16 protein-coding genes are annotated in these 16,371 nt (G+C 64.4%); 13 read left to right on the top strand and 3 right to left on the bottom strand.

Features of this window, described 5'->3' with window-relative positions; genetic code table 11:
• Nucleotides 1-74 precede the first annotated feature (74 nt).
• From queA to secF, 5 genes are all read left to right on the top strand, one after another.
• A complete protein-coding gene (gene queA / locus NHH88_31715) occupies nucleotides 75-1,100 on the top strand; it encodes a tRNA preQ1(34) S-adenosylmethionine ribosyltransferase-isomerase QueA (GenBank protein ID USX14154.1) in 1,026 nt (341 codons plus the stop codon).
• A 13-nt stretch (nucleotides 1,101-1,113) separates the two neighbouring features.
• The gene (gene tgt, locus NHH88_31710) at nucleotides 1,114-2,253 is read left to right on the top strand and encodes a tRNA guanosine(34) transglycosylase Tgt (protein USX14153.1); all 1,140 of its coding nucleotides are present in this window, start codon (nucleotides 1,114-1,116) and stop codon (nucleotides 2,251-2,253) included.
• A 126-nt stretch (nucleotides 2,254-2,379) separates the two neighbouring features.
• Complete coding sequence (yajC, locus tag NHH88_31705; GenBank protein USX14152.1) at nucleotides 2,380-2,712, top strand: preprotein translocase subunit YajC; 333 nt, start codon at nucleotides 2,380-2,382, stop codon at nucleotides 2,710-2,712.
• Nucleotides 2,713-2,801: 89 nt separating this feature from the next.
• A complete protein-coding gene (gene secD, locus NHH88_31700) occupies nucleotides 2,802-4,709 on the top strand; it encodes a protein translocase subunit SecD (protein USX14151.1) in 1,908 nt (635 codons plus the stop codon).
• Between the two features lie 14 nt (nucleotides 4,710-4,723).
• Entirely contained in the window at nucleotides 4,724-5,746 is a 1,023-nt protein-coding gene (gene secF / locus NHH88_31695; protein USX14150.1) for a protein translocase subunit SecF, read from the top strand.
• A 123-nt stretch (nucleotides 5,747-5,869) separates the two neighbouring features.
• Here the strand turns inward: secF and NHH88_31690 are convergent, their stop codons facing one another.
• Complete coding sequence (locus NHH88_31690) at nucleotides 5,870-6,757, bottom strand: LysR family transcriptional regulator (GenBank protein ID USX14149.1); 888 nt, start codon at nucleotides 6,755-6,757, stop codon at nucleotides 5,870-5,872.
• A gap of 104 nt (nucleotides 6,758-6,861) precedes the next feature.
• Between NHH88_31690 and NHH88_31685 the strand changes: the two genes are divergently transcribed.
• Together NHH88_31685 and NHH88_31680 are read left to right on the top strand one after the other, a co-directional pair.
• Nucleotides 6,862-7,461, top strand: a complete 600-nt coding sequence (locus NHH88_31685; protein USX14148.1) for a chromate transporter — start codon at nucleotides 6,862-6,864, stop codon at nucleotides 7,459-7,461.
• Nucleotides 7,454-7,987 carry a chromate transporter gene (locus NHH88_31680; GenBank protein ID USX14147.1) on the top strand — a complete coding sequence of 178 codons (534 nt, stop codon included), beginning with the start codon at nucleotides 7,454-7,456 and terminating at the stop codon, nucleotides 7,985-7,987. Before NHH88_31685 ends, NHH88_31680 begins: the two co-directional genes overlap by 8 nt.
• A 117-nt stretch (nucleotides 7,988-8,104) precedes the next feature.
• Here NHH88_31680 and NHH88_31675 read toward each other — a convergent pair whose 3' ends face one another.
• Complete coding sequence (locus tag NHH88_31675; protein ID USX14146.1) at nucleotides 8,105-9,076, bottom strand: helix-turn-helix domain-containing protein; 972 nt, start codon at nucleotides 9,074-9,076, stop codon at nucleotides 8,105-8,107.
• 189 nt (nucleotides 9,077-9,265) lie between these two features.
• Between NHH88_31675 and eat the strand changes: the two genes are divergently transcribed.
• The 6 genes from eat (at nucleotide 9,266) to NHH88_31645 (ending at nucleotide 15,295) form a co-directional block, all read left to right on the top strand.
• Nucleotides 9,266-10,645, top strand: coding sequence for an ethanolamine permease (gene eat / locus NHH88_31670; protein USX14145.1), 1,380 nt, complete (start codon nucleotides 9,266-9,268; stop codon nucleotides 10,643-10,645).
• A gap of 17 nt (nucleotides 10,646-10,662) precedes the next feature.
• Entirely contained in the window at nucleotides 10,663-11,475 is an 813-nt protein-coding gene (locus NHH88_31665) for a TorF family putative porin (GenBank protein USX14144.1), read from the top strand.
• Between the two features lie 173 nt (nucleotides 11,476-11,648).
• Nucleotides 11,649-13,040 carry an ethanolamine ammonia-lyase subunit EutB gene (locus NHH88_31660; GenBank protein ID USX14143.1) on the top strand — a complete coding sequence of 464 codons (1,392 nt, stop codon included), beginning with the start codon at nucleotides 11,649-11,651 and terminating at the stop codon, nucleotides 13,038-13,040.
• A gap of 11 nt (nucleotides 13,041-13,051) precedes the next feature.
• Nucleotides 13,052-13,912, top strand: a complete 861-nt coding sequence (gene eutC / locus NHH88_31655; GenBank protein USX14142.1) for an ethanolamine ammonia-lyase subunit EutC — start codon at nucleotides 13,052-13,054, stop codon at nucleotides 13,910-13,912.
• Nucleotides 13,913-13,918: 6 nt separating this feature from the next.
• On the top strand, nucleotides 13,919-14,614 hold the full coding sequence (locus NHH88_31650) for a YafY family transcriptional regulator (protein ID USX14141.1): 696 nt from the start codon (nucleotides 13,919-13,921) through the stop codon (nucleotides 14,612-14,614).
• Between the two features lie 63 nt (nucleotides 14,615-14,677).
• A complete protein-coding gene (locus tag NHH88_31645) occupies nucleotides 14,678-15,295 on the top strand; it encodes a glutathione S-transferase family protein (GenBank protein USX14140.1) in 618 nt (205 codons plus the stop codon).
• Between the two features lie 227 nt (nucleotides 15,296-15,522).
• On the opposite strand, the gene NHH88_31640 is transcribed toward NHH88_31645, so the two are convergent.
• Nucleotides 15,523-16,359 (bottom strand): HDOD domain-containing protein, encoded by an 837-nt coding sequence (locus tag NHH88_31640; protein USX14139.1) that lies wholly within the window; start codon nucleotides 16,357-16,359, stop codon nucleotides 15,523-15,525.
• Nucleotides 16,360-16,371 lie beyond the last annotated feature (12 nt).

Raw genomic sequence — 16,371 nt, 5'->3', positions numbered from 1 at the left:
ACGCCGGTATTGTAAGGCTACCCACACGATGTGGCGTAGCCGATTTTCTTCAACAGTTTCCAGAAGTCCGCAAAATGTACTCGCTTTCCGATTTCGATTTTAACCTGCCGCAAGAGCGTATTGCGCAATTCCCGCTGCCGGACCGCAGCGCCTCCCGCCTGCTGCACCTGGACGGCGAGCAGATTGTCGACCGTCAGTTCGCCGATATCGTCGGCCTGCTGCAGGCCGGCGACCTGCTGGTGATGAACGATACCCGCGTGCTCAAGGCGCGTTTCTTCGGCGTCAAGGAAAGCGGCGGCAAGATCGAGGCGCTGGTCGAGCGCGTGCTGGACAACCGCACCGTGCTGGCCCAGGTGCGCGCCTCCAAATCGCCCGGCCCCGGCGTCAAGATCCGCCTGGCCGACGCCTTCGACGTCACCGTCGGCGAGCGCGCCGGCGAGTTCTTCACCCTGCATTTCGACGCCGACGTGTTCGACCTGATCGAGGCGCACGGCCGCCTGCCGCTGCCCCCGTACATTGAGCACGACGCCGATTCCTTCGACGAGACGCGCTACCAGACGGTGTTCAACAAGGTGCCGGGCGCCGTCGCCGCGCCGACCGCCGGCCTGCATTTCGACGAAAAGCTGCTGGCCGAACTGAAAGCCAAGGGCGTCAACTTCGCCTATGTGACCCTGCACGTGGGGGCCGGCACCTTCCAGCCGGTGCGCGCCGAGGTGCTGTCCGAGCACAAGATGCACACCGAGTGGTACACGATGCCGCAGGAAACCGTGGACGCGGTGCGCGCGACCCGCGCGGCCGGCCGCGACGTGGTGGCCGTCGGCACCACCAGCCTGCGCGCGCTGGAGTCGGCCTCGCAGGGCGGCCAGCTGGAGGCCGGCAGCGCCGACACCGCGCTGTTCATCACACCGGGCTACCAGTTCAAGACCGTCACGCGCCTGATCACCAATTTCCACCTGCCCAAGTCGACCCTGCTGATGCTGGTGTCGGCCTTTGCCGGTTTTGAACCGATCCGCGCGGCCTACGCCCACGCGATCGCCAACGAATACCGCTTCTTCAGCTATGGCGACGCCATGCTGCTGACGACGCAAGCCCGAGCATAATAAGGAATCTTCAATGTTGGAATTTACGCTACACAAGACCGATAGCAGCGGCCTGACCAAGGCCCGCCGCGGCGAAGTCAAACTCAACCACGGCGTGGTGCAGACCCCGATCTTCATGCCGGTCGGCACCTACGGCTCGGTCAAGGCGATGTCGCCGCTGGAGTTGAAGGAAATCGACGCCCAGATCATCCTGGGCAACACCTTCCACCTGTGGCTGCGCCCGGGCAACGACGTCATCTCCAAATTTGGCGGCCTGCACGACTTCATGGCGTGGGACAAGCCGATCCTGACCGATTCGGGCGGCTTCCAGGTGTTTTCGCTGGGCGCGATGCGCAAAATCACGGAAGAGGGCGTCCATTTCAACTCGCCGATCAACGGCGACAAGCTGTTCCTGTCGCCGGAAGTGTCGATGCAGGTCCAACGCGTGCTCAATTCCGACATCGTCATGCAGTTCGACGAATGCACGCCGTATGAAATCGACAACCGCCCGGCCACCCTTGACGAGGCGGCAAAGTCGATGCGTATGTCCTTGCGCTGGGCGCAACGATCCAATGACGAATTCCATCGCGGCGAGAACCCGAACGCGCTGTTCGGCATCGTCCAGGGCGGTATGTTCGAGAACCTGCGCGACGAGTCGCTCGCCGGCCTGGAAGAGATCGACTTCCCGGGCCTGGCCATCGGCGGGCTGTCGGTCGGCGAGCCGAAGGAGGACATGATGCGCATCCTGGCGCACGTGGGTCCCAAACTGCCGGCCAACAAGCCGCACTACCTGATGGGCGTGGGCACGCCGGAGGACCTGGTGGCGGGCGTGTCGAACGGCGTCGACATGTTCGATTGCGTCATGCCTACCCGTAACGCCCGCAACGGCTGGCTGTTCACCCGCTTCGGCGACATCAAGATCAAGAACGCGCGTTATAAGGATGACAAGGAGCCGCTGGACAGCACCTGCTCGTGCTACGCCTGCCGCAACTTCTCGCGCGCCTACCTGCACCACCTGAACCGCACCCAGGAGATCCTGGGCGCGCGCCTGAACACCATCCACAACCTGCACTACTATCTGGACATCATGCGCCAGATGCGCGAGGCGCTGGATGACGACCGCTTCCACGCCTGGACCCTGCAATTCCATGCGGAACGGGCGCGCGGCATCTAATTGGTTCAACAACTGTTGCAAGTCTTGTAAAAAGAATTCAACCACCCATATAGCCGGAAGTCCTTTCGGCTTCCGGCCAGTGCTAGAATACAGCGCTGTTTTTTCAAACTATTATCGGAGTCACCTGTGTTTATATCCAATGCGTATGCCCAAAATCCACTCGACGCCCTCGGCGCGACCGGCGGCTTCCTGGGCCAGTACGGTTTTCTGATTCTGATGTTCGTGGCGATGTACTTCCTGATGATTCGTCCTCAGCAGAAGCGCGCCAAGGAACAAAAGGCCATGATGGAAGCGCTGGCCAAGGGTGACGAAGTGGTCACCGCCGGCGGCGTCCTCGGTCGCATCTCGAAGATTTCCGACCTGTACATCACGCTGGAGATCTCCAGCGGCGCCGAACTGGTGGTGCAGAAGAACTCCGTGACCATGGTCCTGCCGAAAGGCACGCTCAAGGCGCTGTAACCGGCCCAGGCCCCGGCCCGCTTATTCGACGATATGCACGATAAGCGGGCCGTATTGCATCCGACGCCTAACCCTGATCGTTGAACAATATGAATCGCTATCCCGTCTGGAAATATATCCTCATAGCCGTCTCCATCCTGCTGGGTGCGCTGTACGCCGCGCCCAACTACTTCGGCGAATCGCCGGCGGTGCAGGTGACGAGTGGCAAATCGACGCTCAAGCTGACGTCGGACATGATCGCCAAGGTCGATGAAGTGCTGACCCGGGAAAAAATCCCGCACAGCGAGCTGACCTTCGACGGCACCGGCACCTACGCCTCGGTGCGCGTGCGCTTCCCCGATCCCGACACCCAGTTCCGCGCCAAGGCCGTGCTGGAAAAAGGGCTGAACGCCGACCCCGCCGATCCGTCGTACCTGGTCGCCCTCAATCTGCAGCCGGACACCCCGAAATGGATGCAAGCCTTGCACGCGACGCCGATGTACCTCGGCCTCGACTTGCGCGGCGGCGTGCACTTCCTGATGCAGGTCGACACCAAGGCCGTGCTGACCAAGCGCGTGCAGGGCATGCAGGCGTCAGCCCGCAGCCTGCTGCGCGACAAGAACGTGCGCCACGCCGGCATCGAGCGCGTGGGCGACACCATCGTCATCAGCTTCCGCGACGACGCCACCCGCCAGAAGGCCAAGGCCGTGCTGGGCGACCAGCTGCAGGACGTGACGTTCGCCGATGCGGGCGCCGACACCGACCTGAAAACCGTGATGACCCTGAAACCGGCGGCGCTCAAGCAGACCACCGACGAAGGCGTCAAGCAAAACATCGCCACCCTGTCCAAGCGCGTCAACGAGCTGGGCGTGGCCGAACCGATCATCCAGCAGCAAGGCCCGGACCGCATCATCGTCCAATTGCCTGGTGTGCAGGACGTGGCGCGCGCGCGCGCCGTCATCGGCCGCACCGCCACGCTGGAAATCCGCATGGTCGACGAATCGATCACGCCGGGTACCGAACTGACGTCGTCGATTCCGCTGAACTCGGAACTGTTCACCGTCGGCAAGGGCGTGCCGGTCGTGCTGAGCAAGGATGTGATCCTGACCGGCGACTACATCTCCAGCGCCACCGCGCGCCAGGACCAGAACGGCCAGCCGGCCGTCAGCATCGACCTGAACGGCGACGGCGGCCGCCGCATGCGCGACGCCACCCGCGACCGCATCGGCAAGAAGATGTCCATCGTGCTGAAAGAGAAAGGCAAGCCGGAAGTGCTGTCGGTCGCCACCATCCAGGCCGAACTGGGCAGCAGCTTCCAGATCACCGGCATGGGCACGATGGAGAACTCGTCCGAACTGGCGCTGCTGTTGCGCTCGGGCGCGCTGGCCGCGCCGATGGACGTGATCGAGGAACGCACCATCGGCCCGCAGCTGGGCGCCGAGAACGTGACCAAGGGCCGCCACTCGACGATGTACGGCTTTGCCGCCGTGGCCGTCTTCATGATCGCCTACTACATGATGTTCGGTCTGTTCAGCGTGTTCGCGCTGGCGTGCAACCTGTTGCTGCTGGTGGGCCTGCTGTCGCTGATGGGCGTGACCTTGACCCTGCCGGGCATGGCCGCGATCGCGCTGGCGCTGGGCATGGCGATCGACTCGAATGTGCTGATCAACGAGCGGGTGCGTGAAGAGCTGCGCGCCGGCGCCTCGCCGCAGTCGGCCATCTCGGCCGGCTTCGACCACGCGTGGGCGACGATTATCGATTCCAACGTCACCACTTTGATCGTCGGTATCGCGCTGTGGGTGTTCGGTTCCGGTCCGATCCGCGGTTTCGCCGTGGTGCACACGCTCGGCATCCTGACCTCGATGTTCTCCGCCGTGTTCATCATGCGTGGCGTGGTCAACCTCTGGTACGGCCGCAAGAAGAAGCTGCAATCGATCGCCATCGGCACCGTATGGCGGCCGGATAACGCGGCTGGCGCGACCGGCGGCAAGGTCGCGACGCGTCCTGATACCAAATAATTCGAGGCTATCACATGGAATTTTTCCGCATTAAAAAAGACATACCGTTCATGCGGCATGCGATCATTTTCAACGCCATCTCGGCGTTGACCTTTGTCGCGGCCGTGTTCTTCCTGTTCTATCGCCCGTTGAACCTGTCGGTGGAGTTCACCGGCGGCACCGTGATGGAGCTGCGGTACGCGCAACCGGCCAACCTCGAGGCGATACGCTCGACCTTGCGCGGCATCGGTTACGAGCATCCGGAGGCGGCCGGCTTCGGCACGGCGCACGACGTGCTGCTGCGTCTGCCGGTGGTGAAGAACATCACCGCCAAGGATGCGTCGCAAAAGGTCTACGAGGCCTTGTGCGCTGCTGAAAAGGGCGGCCTGACCCAGATCGACAACATCAACGCCAAGGGCGAGCACGTGTTCAAGCAGGCGTGCACGGGAGCGAACAACGTCGAGCTGGTCGAGCTGCGCAAAGTGGAATTCGTCGGCCCGCAGGTCGGCGACGAGCTGACCCAGAACGGCCTGAAGGCGCTGGTGATGGTGGTCATCGGCGTGATGATCTACCTGGCCATCCGCTTCGAGTGGAAGTACGCCGTCTCGGCGATCATCGCCAACTTGCACGACGTGGTGATCATCCTCGGCTTCTTCGCCTTCTTCCAGTGGGAATTCTCGCTCACGGTGTTGGCGGGTATCCTGGCGGTGCTCGGTTACTCGGTCAACGAATCGGTGGTGATTTTCGACCGGATCCGCGAGAACTTCCGCAAGCAGCGCAAAGCCAGCGTGCATGAAGTGATCGACAGCGCGATCACGTCGACCATCTCGCGTACCATCATCACCCACGGCAGCACCCAGATGATGGTGTTGGCGATGCTGTTCTTCGGCGGTCCGACCTTGCACTACTTCGCCATGGCGCTGACCATCGGTATCTGCTTCGGTATCTACTCGTCGGTGTTCGTCGCCGCCGCCATCGCCATGTGGCTGGGCGTGAAGCGCGAAGACCTGATCAAGCCGATCAAGGAAAAAGATGAAACGGATGGCGCGGTCGTGTAATCGCCGCCGCTCCGCCAAAACCCTCCCCGCGTTCGCGCCGGGAGGGTTTTTTTATCTCCACGGCTTGCCGAAAAACCGAGGTGGGGCGGTGAGCGTGTTCCGCTCTCTACCCCCACCCGTTGGTCATGCGGATTTGATCATGTCGTACAGCGCCCGCGCCGCCGGCGACAGGTGGCCGGCCTTGCGGGTGATCAGCGCCAGCTGGCGCGAGATGGTCGGCTCCTTCAGCTTGATCACACGCAGGCGCGGATACGTTCCTTTTTGGATCGCCAGATTGGGCACGATCGCCGCCGCCACGCCGGCCGCCACGAGACCGATCGCGGTGGAGCTGCGCTGCACCTCGTACTGGAACTGCAGGCTCAGATTCATGCTCTTGTCGCCAAGGTAGCTGTCGAGCAGCGCGCGGTTGCCGTTGACGTCGCCGGAGAAGATCAGCGGGTAAGGCTGGATCTGTACCCACGTCAGCGAGCGCCGTTTCGCCAGCGCGTGGTCGTCGCGGCACAGCAGCACGAAGTCATCCTGCACCACCGGCACCGAGACCAAATCAGGGTGAGTGCTGCCGGACAGGTTGATGCCGAATTCCGCCTCGCGGCTCAACACCGCCTCGGCCACGCGCGCCGATGCGTGATCGAGTATCTTGACGCGGTTCGCGGGAAAACGCGCCGAGTACTCGCGGACGATCTCGGGCAGGAATTGGATGCCGGCCGTCGGCACGCTGGCGATCGAGATGTCGCCGCGTTGTGCCTTGCCGGTCTCGCGGATTTCGGTCAGCGTGGACGACAGCTCCAGCAACAGCCTGCGCGCCTGCGGCAGGAAGTCCTTGCCGATGCCGGTCAGCGCGATGGTGCGCGTGGTGCGCTCGACCAGCATCACGCCGAGGAATTCCTCCAGATTGCGCAGCCGCTGCGTCACCGCGGTTTGCGTCACGTGCAGCGTGTCCGCCGCTTTCTGAAAACCGCCGAAGTCCGCGATCGCGACAAACGCCTGCACGCCGAGAATATCAATCTTCATCAAAGGCTTTCATTAATTTGTTGAATGAATAGTCTAAATAAATTCATTGTACTTATATTTGCTGGAGGAGGAAAATTCCGCCATCGAGTCCAGGAGTACACACCATGCACACCCAGGCAGGCGCGCTTACCGAGCGCACAGACCACTTGTCACCATCAACGATCTTCTTCGTCTTCTCCAGGTTGGCGCTGATGGGCTTTGGCGGCGTCATGCCTTTCGCCTACCGCGCCCTGGTCGAGCAGCACAAATGGCTGACGGCGGAAGAATTCGCCAAGTGCATGGCGCTGAGCCAGATGCTGCCCGGGCCGACGGTCTGCAACGTCGGCCTGATGGTGGGCAACCGCTATGCCGGCATCGCCGGCGCGCTGGCGGCGGTGGGTGGCTTGATTCTCGGCCCGTTCTTCATCGTCATCGGGTTGGGTGTCGTCTACCAGCAGTTCGGCGACGTGGAGATCATCCGGCGCGCGATCGGCGGCATGGCCGCCGTCGCGGCGGGCCTGATCCTGGCGACGGCGGCGAAGATGGCGACGGCGATGTTCGCCAAGGCCCACTGGCGGCGCAAGCACGATCAACTGAAGCTGTTGATGATGGTGCTCGCCTTTATCGCGCTGGGACTATTGAAGTGGCAGCTGGCGCTGGTGTTCTGCGTGCTGGCGCCGTTGGGCACCGCCGCCGCGTATCTGCTGGGAGACAAACATGAATGAGCAATCGCCGGTCGCGGAACTGTCGCTGCATATCGCGCTGATGTCGCTGATGGCCGTAGGCGGCGGCGTGGTGCTGCTGGCGCCACAGGTGGGGCAGTACGTGGTGGAAGGCCAGCACTGGCTGACCAACGAGCAGTTCTCCGCCGCCTATGCCATCGCCCAGGCGGCGCCTGGTCCCAACCTGCTGTTCATCTCACTGGTCGGATGGCTGATCGGCGGCTGGTCCGGCGCCATCATGACCACCATCGCCGTGATCGTGCCGTCCACCTTGTTGACCTTGACGGCGATCCGCTGGCACGCCGGCCGCGCGGGCGGGCGCATGTCGCGCGCGTTGGGCGAGGCGTTCGGCCCGATGTCGATCGGCCTGATGGCCGCCACCGCCTGGCTGTTCACCGGCATCTCCAACACCGACTGGCGCGCCGATGTCGTGACTTTGCTGTCGGCGCTGATCCTGCTGCGCACCAAGCTCAATCCGGTGGTGCTGATCGCGCTTGGCGCCGCCGCCGGCGCGTTTCAAATCATCTGAGCCAAGTCGAAACCCGCCCGCTTTTAGCGATACGCCTGTGTCACCACTTAGGGGTCGTACCCAGTGGGGTACGACGGGGACGCCGAGTCACCGCCGGGCAGTGCGGGTTGGCGCGCTTTACTGAGCGCGCGCCTTCAACGTCGCCGACGGGCAGTGTCCAAACAGCTTGCGGTAGTCGCTGGAGAACTGGCTGAAATTACTCAGCCCCCAGGCGTCGGCCACATCGCCTATCGCCACTTCGCCCGGCGCGCCGTCGTTCAACTGGCGGCGCACGCCGTTCAGCCGCATCATGCGCAGGTACAGCATGGGGCTCATGCCCAGCACATCCTCGAAACAGTACTGCAAGGTGCGGCGGCTCACGTGCACCTGCTCGCACAGTTCCGGCACGGTGATCGCCTCGCTGCGGTGCGCGTGGATATACTCGCGCGCTAGCGCCACCACGCGCCGCCGCCGTTGCAGGCTGGCGGCGACCTCCGGCTCCACGCAGCGGTGGTCCAGCATATCCAATAACGCCAGCAGAACGCCTTGCTGCCACTGCGGCTCGGCCGCGCCGGAGCCCGGCTGCGTTTCATCCGGCAGCAGCCGCGCCAGGGTGCGCAGAAAGGCCGCGCGCTCGGCCGCGTCGACCTGCAGCAGATCGGCCGACTGCACGCGCTGCCAGTCGATCTGGCAGCCATGCGCCCGCGCGGTGTCGGTCAGCAACTGACGGCTGGCGACGATGCCGTAGATCCTATAGTCACTCGGCGTGACCAACTCAAACTCAACATTGCCTGGCTGCACCATGATCGAATCGGCCTCGGTCTGGCGGCCGTTGATGCGCGTGGCCGCCGCGTGGTCGGGCAGGCCGAACCAGATCGCGTCGGGCCACACGCGGCACGACTGCCGCACCGACTGGCTCAGGCGTTCGCGGAACACTTGTAGCTGGGGTAACTGACGTTCCGTCAGGGCACCGCGAAACAGGCCCGAGCTGATCTGGTCGTAGCGCTGCTGCCAGTTGGTCAGTTCGCTGGCCAGCGCATCGGCGTCGTGCGCCAACACCGTGCGCACCTCGCGCGCATGGTGCAACAACTGTGTTGCAGTCTGGTGCATATCAGTTCCTTCCCGCTGTTGTCGCTGTTGTATTTCACGTCGCCGCCGGGCTGGGCGGCCTCAAGTTTGCCGATTTTCGATAACGGCCCGCCTAACCCCGCTTCTATACTGAAATTCGCAGCAACTTCCATACCCGCCCGGACCAAGCGTCCATCCGGGCCTCAGACGCGGCTAAATTAGGGGAAAAATATGAACGCAAAACAAGCGGCCGGCAAGCCCGCGCTGCAGCAGACGCTGAGCACCTTCCAGCTATGGGGCATCGCCGTCGGGCTGGTCATCTCCGGCGAATACTTCGGCTGGAGCTATGGCTGGGCCTCGGCCGGCACCCTCGGCTTCACCATCACCGCGCTGTTCGTCGCGGCCATGTACACCACCTTCATCTTCAGCTTCACCGAGCTGACCACCTCGATCCCGCACGCGGGCGGCCCCTTCGCCTACAGCAAGCGCGCCTTCGGCCCCACCGGCGGCTACCTGGCCGGCGCCGCCACGCTGATCGAGTTCGTGTTCGCCCCGCCGGCCATCGCGCTGGCGATCGGCGCCTACCTCAACGTGCAGTACCCGCAGATCGACCCCAAGCTGGCGGCCGTGGGCGCCTACCTGATCTTCATGACGCTCAACATCGTCGGCGTGCAGGTGGCCGCCACCTTCGAGCTGCTGATGGCCTTGCTGGCGATCTTCGAACTGCTGGTGTTCATGGGCGTGGTCGCGCCGGGCTTCTCGATGGCCAACTTTACCAAGGGCGGCTGGTCGGGCTCGGATACGTTCAGCCTCGCTTCCGTGCCGGGCATGTTCGCGGCGATCCCGTTCGCCATCTGGTTCTTCCTGGCGATCGAGGGCGTGGCGATGGCGGCCGAGGAAGCCAAGGACCCCAAGCGTTCGATCCCGATCGCCTACATCACCGGCATCATCACCCTGGTGCTGTTGGCGATCGGCGTGATGGTGTTCGCCGGCGGCGCCGGCGACTGGACCAAGCTGGCCAACATCAACGACCCGCTGCCGCAGGCGATGAAGCTGATCGTCGGCGACAACAGCGGCTGGCTGCACATGCTGGTGTGGCTCGGGCTGTTCGGCCTGATCGCCTCCTTCCACGGCATCATCCTGGGCTACTCGCGCCAGATCTACGCGCTGGCGCGCGAGGCCTACCTGCCGCACTACTTCGCCAAGATCCACCCGCGCTTCAAGACGCCGCACCGCGCCGTGCTGGCCGGCGGCGTGGTCGGCATCGCCGCCATCTATAGCGATGAGCTGATCAAGATCGGCGGGCTGACCTTGACGGCCAACATCGTCACCATGTCGGTGTTCGGCGCCATCACGATGTACATCATCAGCATGCTGAGCCTGTTCAAGCTGCGCCGCGCCGAGCCGCACATGGTTCGTCCGTTCCGCGCGCCGTTGTATCCACTGTTCCCGGCCATCGCGCTGGCCGGCGCCGTGGTCTGCATGGGAACGATGATCTATTACAACCCGCTGATCTTCGCGCTGTTCGTCGGCTTCCTTGCGGCCGGCTATGTGTTCTTCCTGTTCACCAAGGACAGCCGCCAGCAGCACGCCGCGTTGGACCCTATCTAACCACTGGAGCATATTCAATGTCTAAAACTATCCTCATGCTGGCGTGTGCCGTCTTGTTCTCGAGTTCCGCGATGGCCGCAGATCCGGCGCCGGCGCCGGCGCCGGCTCCCGACTGGACCGAGAGCGGCAACGTCACCATCGTCTCCGACTACCTGTTCCGCGGCATCTCGCAAACGCAGGCCAAGCCGACCATCCAGGCCACCCTGGACTTCACGCACTCGAGCGGCTTCTACCTCGGCCTGTTCGGCTCGGGCGTCTCGCACGCGGCCTACAACAACGGTTCCGGCGCCGAGATCGACGTCTACGGCGGCTACCGCTACAGCCTGAATGCCGACACCGTCATCGATGCCGGCCTCGTCACGTACTGGTTCCCGGGCGCGCATTACGCGACGGGCGGCCAGGACATCAAGTACCATACGCAGGAGGCCAAGCTGGGTGTGAACATCGGCGCCTTCAACGCCTACGGCTGGGTGTCCTTGAACAAGCGCTGGTTCGGCTTCACGATCCAGCCCACCACCGGCGAGCTGGTCGACACGCGCGGCACCCTGTATGGCGAAGTGAACTGGAATCCGGAACTGGCGCCGGGCCTGGTGTTGAACCTGCACGCGGGCAAGCAGAACGTGCGCCACATGAGCGAGTTCAACTTCTATGATGTGAAGGCGGGCGTCACGAAGACGATGGACAAATGGGCGTTCTCGGCGGCGGCGGTGTACAACAGCGGCGACGCCAGCAAGAACGGCACGCCGCTGTGGACCTTCTTCAACGCCGACGGCAGCAGCAAGAACGTGGTGCAGAAGCGGTTGTTGGTAACGGCAACGCGTACGTTTTAAATCGCACCCTGGAATGGCCGGTATCAACGGAGACACGTAGGGCGGATTAGCGAAGCGTAATCGGCCATGGTTGAGTCGCCGACGGCCCATCGATGGCCGATTACGGCGTTCCGCCTAATCCGCCCTACGTGTTTATGTCGTACCCGGAATTGGAATTGGCATCGGAGACACGAATGAGCAGCTTCTCGCACACGGTAGGCAGCAAAACCTACCAGTTCCGCGACCTCAAGGACCTGATGGCGAAAGCCACGCCGGCCCGCTCCGGCGACTACCTCGCCGGGCTGGCCGCCGCCAGCGCCGAAGAGCGCGTCGCCGCGCAAATGGCCCTCGCCGACCTGCCGCTGACGCTGTTCCTCAACGAACTGGTGATCCCCTACGAACAGGACGAAGTCACGCGCCTGATCATCGACGACCACGACAAAGCCGCCTTCACCCGCATCGCCCACCTGACCGTGGGCGACTTCCGCAACTGGCTGCTCGGCGACGCCGCCGACGAAGCGACCCTGGCCGCCGTCTCCCCCGGCATCACGCCCGAGATGGCCGCCGCCGTCTCCAAGATCATGCGCGTCCAGGACCTGATCCTGGTGGCGAAAAAATGCCGCGTCGTCACCCGCTTCCGCAACACCATCGGCCTCGAAGGGCGCATGGCCACGCGCCTGCAGCCCAACCACCCGACCGACGACGCCACCGGCATCGCCGCCAGCGTGCTCGACGGCCTGCTGTACGGCAGCGGCGACGCCGTCATTGGCATCAACCCGGCCACCGACAACGTGCCGCAGGTGATCAAGATCGTCACCATGCTCGACGAAATCATTGCCCGCTACGGCATCCCGACCCAATCGTGCGTGCTCACCCACGTCACCAACACCATCGCCGCCATTGAGCGCGGCGCGCCGGTCGACCTGGTGTTCCAGTCGATCGCCGGCACCGAGGCGGCCAACGCCAGCTTCGGCATCAACATCGCCTTGCTCGACGAGGCGCGCGAGGCCGCGCTGTCGCTGCAACGCGGCACGGTCGGCAACAACGTCATGTATTTCGAGACGGGGCAGGGCAGCGCGCTGTCGGCCAACGCCCACCACGGCGTCGACCAGCAAACCTGCGAAACGCGCGCCTACGCCGTCGCTCGCAAGTTCCAGCCGCTGCTGGTGAACTCGGTGGTCGGCTTCATCGGCCCCGAATATCTGTACGACGGCAAGCAGATCATCCGCGCCGGTCTGGAGGACCACTTCTGCGCCAAGCTGCTGGGCCTGCCGATGGGCTGCGACGTCTGCTACACCAACCACGCCGAGGCCGACCAGGACGATATGGACATGCTGCTGACCCTGCTGGGCGCGGCCGGCTGCACCTTCGTCATGGGCATTCCGGGCTCGGACGATATCATGCTCAACTATCAGACCACGTCCTTCCACGACGCCCTGTATGCGCGCCGCGTGCTGGGGCTGAAGACGGCGCCGGAATTCGAGGCGTGGCTGAAGGCGATGCACATTTTCACCGACGACGAACGCGCCACCCTGGGCAACGGCATGCCGGTGGCGTTCCAGCGCGCGCTGGCCAGTTTGACGTAAACAGGAATTCTATGGACGATGCCGAGATCAACATCATTGTCGGCCAGCCCGCCGCCAACGACGCCGCCGACGGCGTGGTGACCGCCAACCCCTGGCAGTCGCTGCGGCGCTTCACGGCCGCGCGCATCGCGCTGGGCCGCAGCGGCGTCAGCCAGCCGACCGCGCCGCAGCTGGCGTTCCAGCTGGCGCACGCGCGCGCCCGCGACGCGGTGCACCTGGCGCTGGACCAGGCCGCGCTCGGCGAGGCGCTGCTGGCCGCCTGCGGCCTGCGCTGCTTGCCGCTGCACAGCGCGGCGGCCGGCCGCGACATCTATCTGCAACGCCCAGACCTCGGCCGCCGCCTCGACGACGATTCGCGCGAAACCCTGTTGCGGCGACGCCAGGCCGAGCCCGGCGGCTACGACCTGGCGATCGTCATCGCCGACGGCCTGTCGGCGCTGGCCATCGAACAAAACGCCGTTCCCTTCATCAAAACCCTGATGGCGCGGCTGGCCGACGACGGTTGGTCATTGGCGCCGCCGGCCATCGTCGGCCAGGGGCGGGTGGCGGTCGGCGACGAGGTGGGCGAGCTGCTCGGCGCGCGCGCCGTGGTGGTGCTGATCGGCGAGCGTCCCGGCCTGAGCTCCCCCGACAGCATGGGCCTGTACCTGACGTGGGCGCCGAAGACCGGATTGACCGACGCCAGCCGTAACTGCATCTCGAATGTGCGTCCGGCGGGCTTGACCTACGACGACGCAGCGTTCAAGCTTCACTATCTGTTGTCCGAAGCGCGCAAACGGCAATTGTCGGGCGTCGCGCTCAAGGATGAAACGGCCACCGACAACCACGCACTGGACGCGCCACAGCGCAACTTCCTGCTCGACCACGACTAACAAAACATGAGCCGATCCGGCCGACTTTTCCTGCTGATGGACGCGATGCGCGGCTACCGCCGTCCCGTCACCGCCGCCCGCCTGGCCGAGCAGCTGGGCGTTTCCGAACGCACGATCTACCGCGACATCCAGACGCTGTCCAGCCTTGGCGCGCCGCTGCAGGGCGAGGCCGGCGTCGGTTACATGCTGAAAGCCGGCAGTTTCCTGCCGCCGCTGATGTTCGGCCCCGACGAGCTCGAGGCGCTGGTGCTGGGCGCGCGCTGGGTGCGCCGCCAGGGCGACGAAGGGCTGGCGGCGGCCGCCACCAGCGCGCTGGCCAAGATCGCCACCGCCACGCCCAAGGACTTGCGCGACGACATGGCCGAAACCAGCCTGTGGGTGCCGATGGGTAAAACCGCGCCCGAGGCCAGCGACGTCCACGTGCGGCCGGTGCGCGAAGCGATCCGCTACCAGCATCGGCTGCGGCTCGGCTACCGCGACGAAAAGGGTGCGGCGTCGGAGCGCATGGTGTGGCCGTTCGCGCTGGCCTTCTTCGAGGGCAGCCGCATGCTGGCCGCGTGGTGCGAGCTGCGCATGGCGTTCCGCCACTTCCGCATCGACCGCATCGCCGAGGTGCAAACGACGGGCGAGCGCTATCCCGCGCGCCGCCATGACCTGTTGCGCTCATGGCGCAAGGAACACGCGATCCCCGAAGACTCCTGACAAAAACTGTCGCGCGGTGGCCGTACGATGAAGTCCTCATCCACCCACTCATCGGAGCAAGCCATGCGACTCTACCACCACTCGATCTCCTCCAACTCGCGCCGCGTGATGCTGGCCGCCGAGACCATGGGCACGCCGCTCGATCTGACCGAGGTCAACCTGATGAACCCGGACGACCGGCGCCGGTTGACCGAGCTCAATCCCAACTGCAAGCTGCCGGTCCTGCAGGACGGCGACTTCACCTTGTGGGAATCGTGCGCCATCATGCAATACCTGGCCGACCGCACGCTGGGCCAGACGCTGTATCCTGACAACATCCTGGTGCGCGCCGACATCAACCGCTGGATGTTGTGGTCCTGCCAGCACTGGGCGCCGGCGATCGGCTACCTGACGTACGAGCGGATCTGGAAGGGCCTGATCGGCCAGGGTGGCCCTGACGCGGACGTCGTCGCCCGCGCCGAGATCCAGCTGGCGCAGTTCGCGACGGTGCTGGACAACCATCTGGCCGGGCGCGAATGGCTGGTCGGCGACAAGCTCAGCCTGGCTGATTTCGCGGTCGCGCCGGCGCTGATGTACACCGAGCAGGCCCGGTTGCCGGTCAAGCAGTATCCCAACATCATGGCGTGGTACGAGCGCGTGGGGCAGCTCGACGCCTGGAAAAACACCGAACCGGTATGGTGATCGCGAAATAGGTCCGCTATGTGAATTGGCGCACAGAGCAGCGAGGCAGGGGCGGGTATTCTTGAACTGTCTCCTCTGGAGGAGATCCCTAGTTTTGGACTTTGCCCGCTACCAAGCGGGCTTTTTTTTGCCTGTAGAGTTGGCTAAACCCGCACGGCCATGCGGGGTCGGACCCTGCGGGTCCGACCCCTAAGCGTTACAGCAAGCGTCTAGGCAAGGCTGGCGGGTTAAAGCATCAGCACCGCATACAAGGAGCGCACCTCGTGCGCCGACTCGACCATGATCCGATGCAAGGTGCCTTCACCGACGACGAAGTCGATGGTGCGCGCAGCGGGCAACGTGGTGGCGCCGGGCCGCTGGTACAGCGGCGAGTGCACCGGCGACAAATCATTGGCCAGCAGCAGCGTGTCGCCCAAGGTTTCCGGCGGCAAGGCGCGCAAGCCCAGCCACATCGCCTCGATCGATTTATACACGCCGTCCGGCACGCCCAGCTTGGTCAGCACGCCACGGCCGATCTCGACCTCGCCATGCTCGACCCAATCCTCCGGCTCGCCTTCCATCACCTCCGGATACGCGCCCGCGCACGACAGCATGTAGAAACCGGCCACCTCGTGCACGATGCCGGCGAACAGCGCCGTGTCCGGATCGACATGCGTGACGCGGCGCGCGATGACCTGCGACAGCGCGGCCACATGCGCCGTGTGTTCCCACAATTGATTGATTTTGGCCTGGAGCACGGGCTCGGTGACCTGGCTGCCGATCTGGCGCACGATCAGCGCCGCGACCAGCGATTGCAAGGTGCGCACGCCGAGCCGCTGGACGGCCGCGCGCACGCTGGAGATTTCAGTGCCGGAACGGTTGTAGGCGACCGAGTTGGCGATGGCGACGCTGCGCGCGGCCAGCAACGGGTCTGCCTGGATGAGTTTGGCCGCCGCTTCGACGTGGCAGTCCGGATCGCTCAGCGCCTGCTGCAGCCGCAGCGAGGCGTTGACGTTGGTCGGGAACGTCAGTTCTCCCCGGCTCGCTTGAGCGGCGATGGCTTTGAAGGCGTCGAGTCTGTCCATCACAAAAATTAT

It is taken from the genome of Oxalobacteraceae bacterium OTU3CAMAD1, from assembly GCA_024123915.1.
GTDB lineage: Bacteria > Pseudomonadota > Gammaproteobacteria > Burkholderiales > Burkholderiaceae_D > Rugamonas.
This window is presented reverse-complemented; position numbering and strand designations above follow the sequence as displayed.

Coding starts and splice junctions, on each gene's coding strand:
- secF (USX14150.1), top strand. CDS start 4,724: ATGGAATTTTTCCGCATTAAAAAAGACATACCGTTCATGCGGCATGCG.
- NHH88_31645 (USX14140.1), top strand. CDS start 14,678: ATGCGACTCTACCACCACTCGATCTCCTCCAACTCGCGCCGCGTGATG.
- eat (USX14145.1), top strand. CDS start 9,266: ATGAACGCAAAACAAGCGGCCGGCAAGCCCGCGCTGCAGCAGACGCTG.
- NHH88_31650 (USX14141.1), top strand. CDS start 13,919: ATGAGCCGATCCGGCCGACTTTTCCTGCTGATGGACGCGATGCGCGGC.
- NHH88_31690 (USX14149.1), bottom strand. CDS start 6,757: ATGAAGATTGATATTCTCGGCGTGCAGGCGTTTGTCGCGATCGCGGAC.
- NHH88_31680 (USX14147.1), top strand. CDS start 7,454: ATGAATGAGCAATCGCCGGTCGCGGAACTGTCGCTGCATATCGCGCTG.
- eutC (USX14142.1), top strand. CDS start 13,052: ATGGACGATGCCGAGATCAACATCATTGTCGGCCAGCCCGCCGCCAAC.
- NHH88_31660 (USX14143.1), top strand. CDS start 11,649: ATGAGCAGCTTCTCGCACACGGTAGGCAGCAAAACCTACCAGTTCCGC.
- NHH88_31665 (USX14144.1), top strand. CDS start 10,663: ATGTCTAAAACTATCCTCATGCTGGCGTGTGCCGTCTTGTTCTCGAGT.
- NHH88_31685 (USX14148.1), top strand. CDS start 6,862: ATGCACACCCAGGCAGGCGCGCTTACCGAGCGCACAGACCACTTGTCA.
- NHH88_31640 (USX14139.1), bottom strand. CDS start 16,359: ATGGACAGACTCGACGCCTTCAAAGCCATCGCCGCTCAAGCGAGCCGG.
- NHH88_31675 (USX14146.1), bottom strand. CDS start 9,076: ATGCACCAGACTGCAACACAGTTGTTGCACCATGCGCGCGAGGTGCGC.
- queA (USX14154.1), top strand. CDS start 75: ATGTACTCGCTTTCCGATTTCGATTTTAACCTGCCGCAAGAGCGTATT.
- tgt (USX14153.1), top strand. CDS start 1,114: ATGTTGGAATTTACGCTACACAAGACCGATAGCAGCGGCCTGACCAAG.
- secD (USX14151.1), top strand. CDS start 2,802: ATGAATCGCTATCCCGTCTGGAAATATATCCTCATAGCCGTCTCCATC.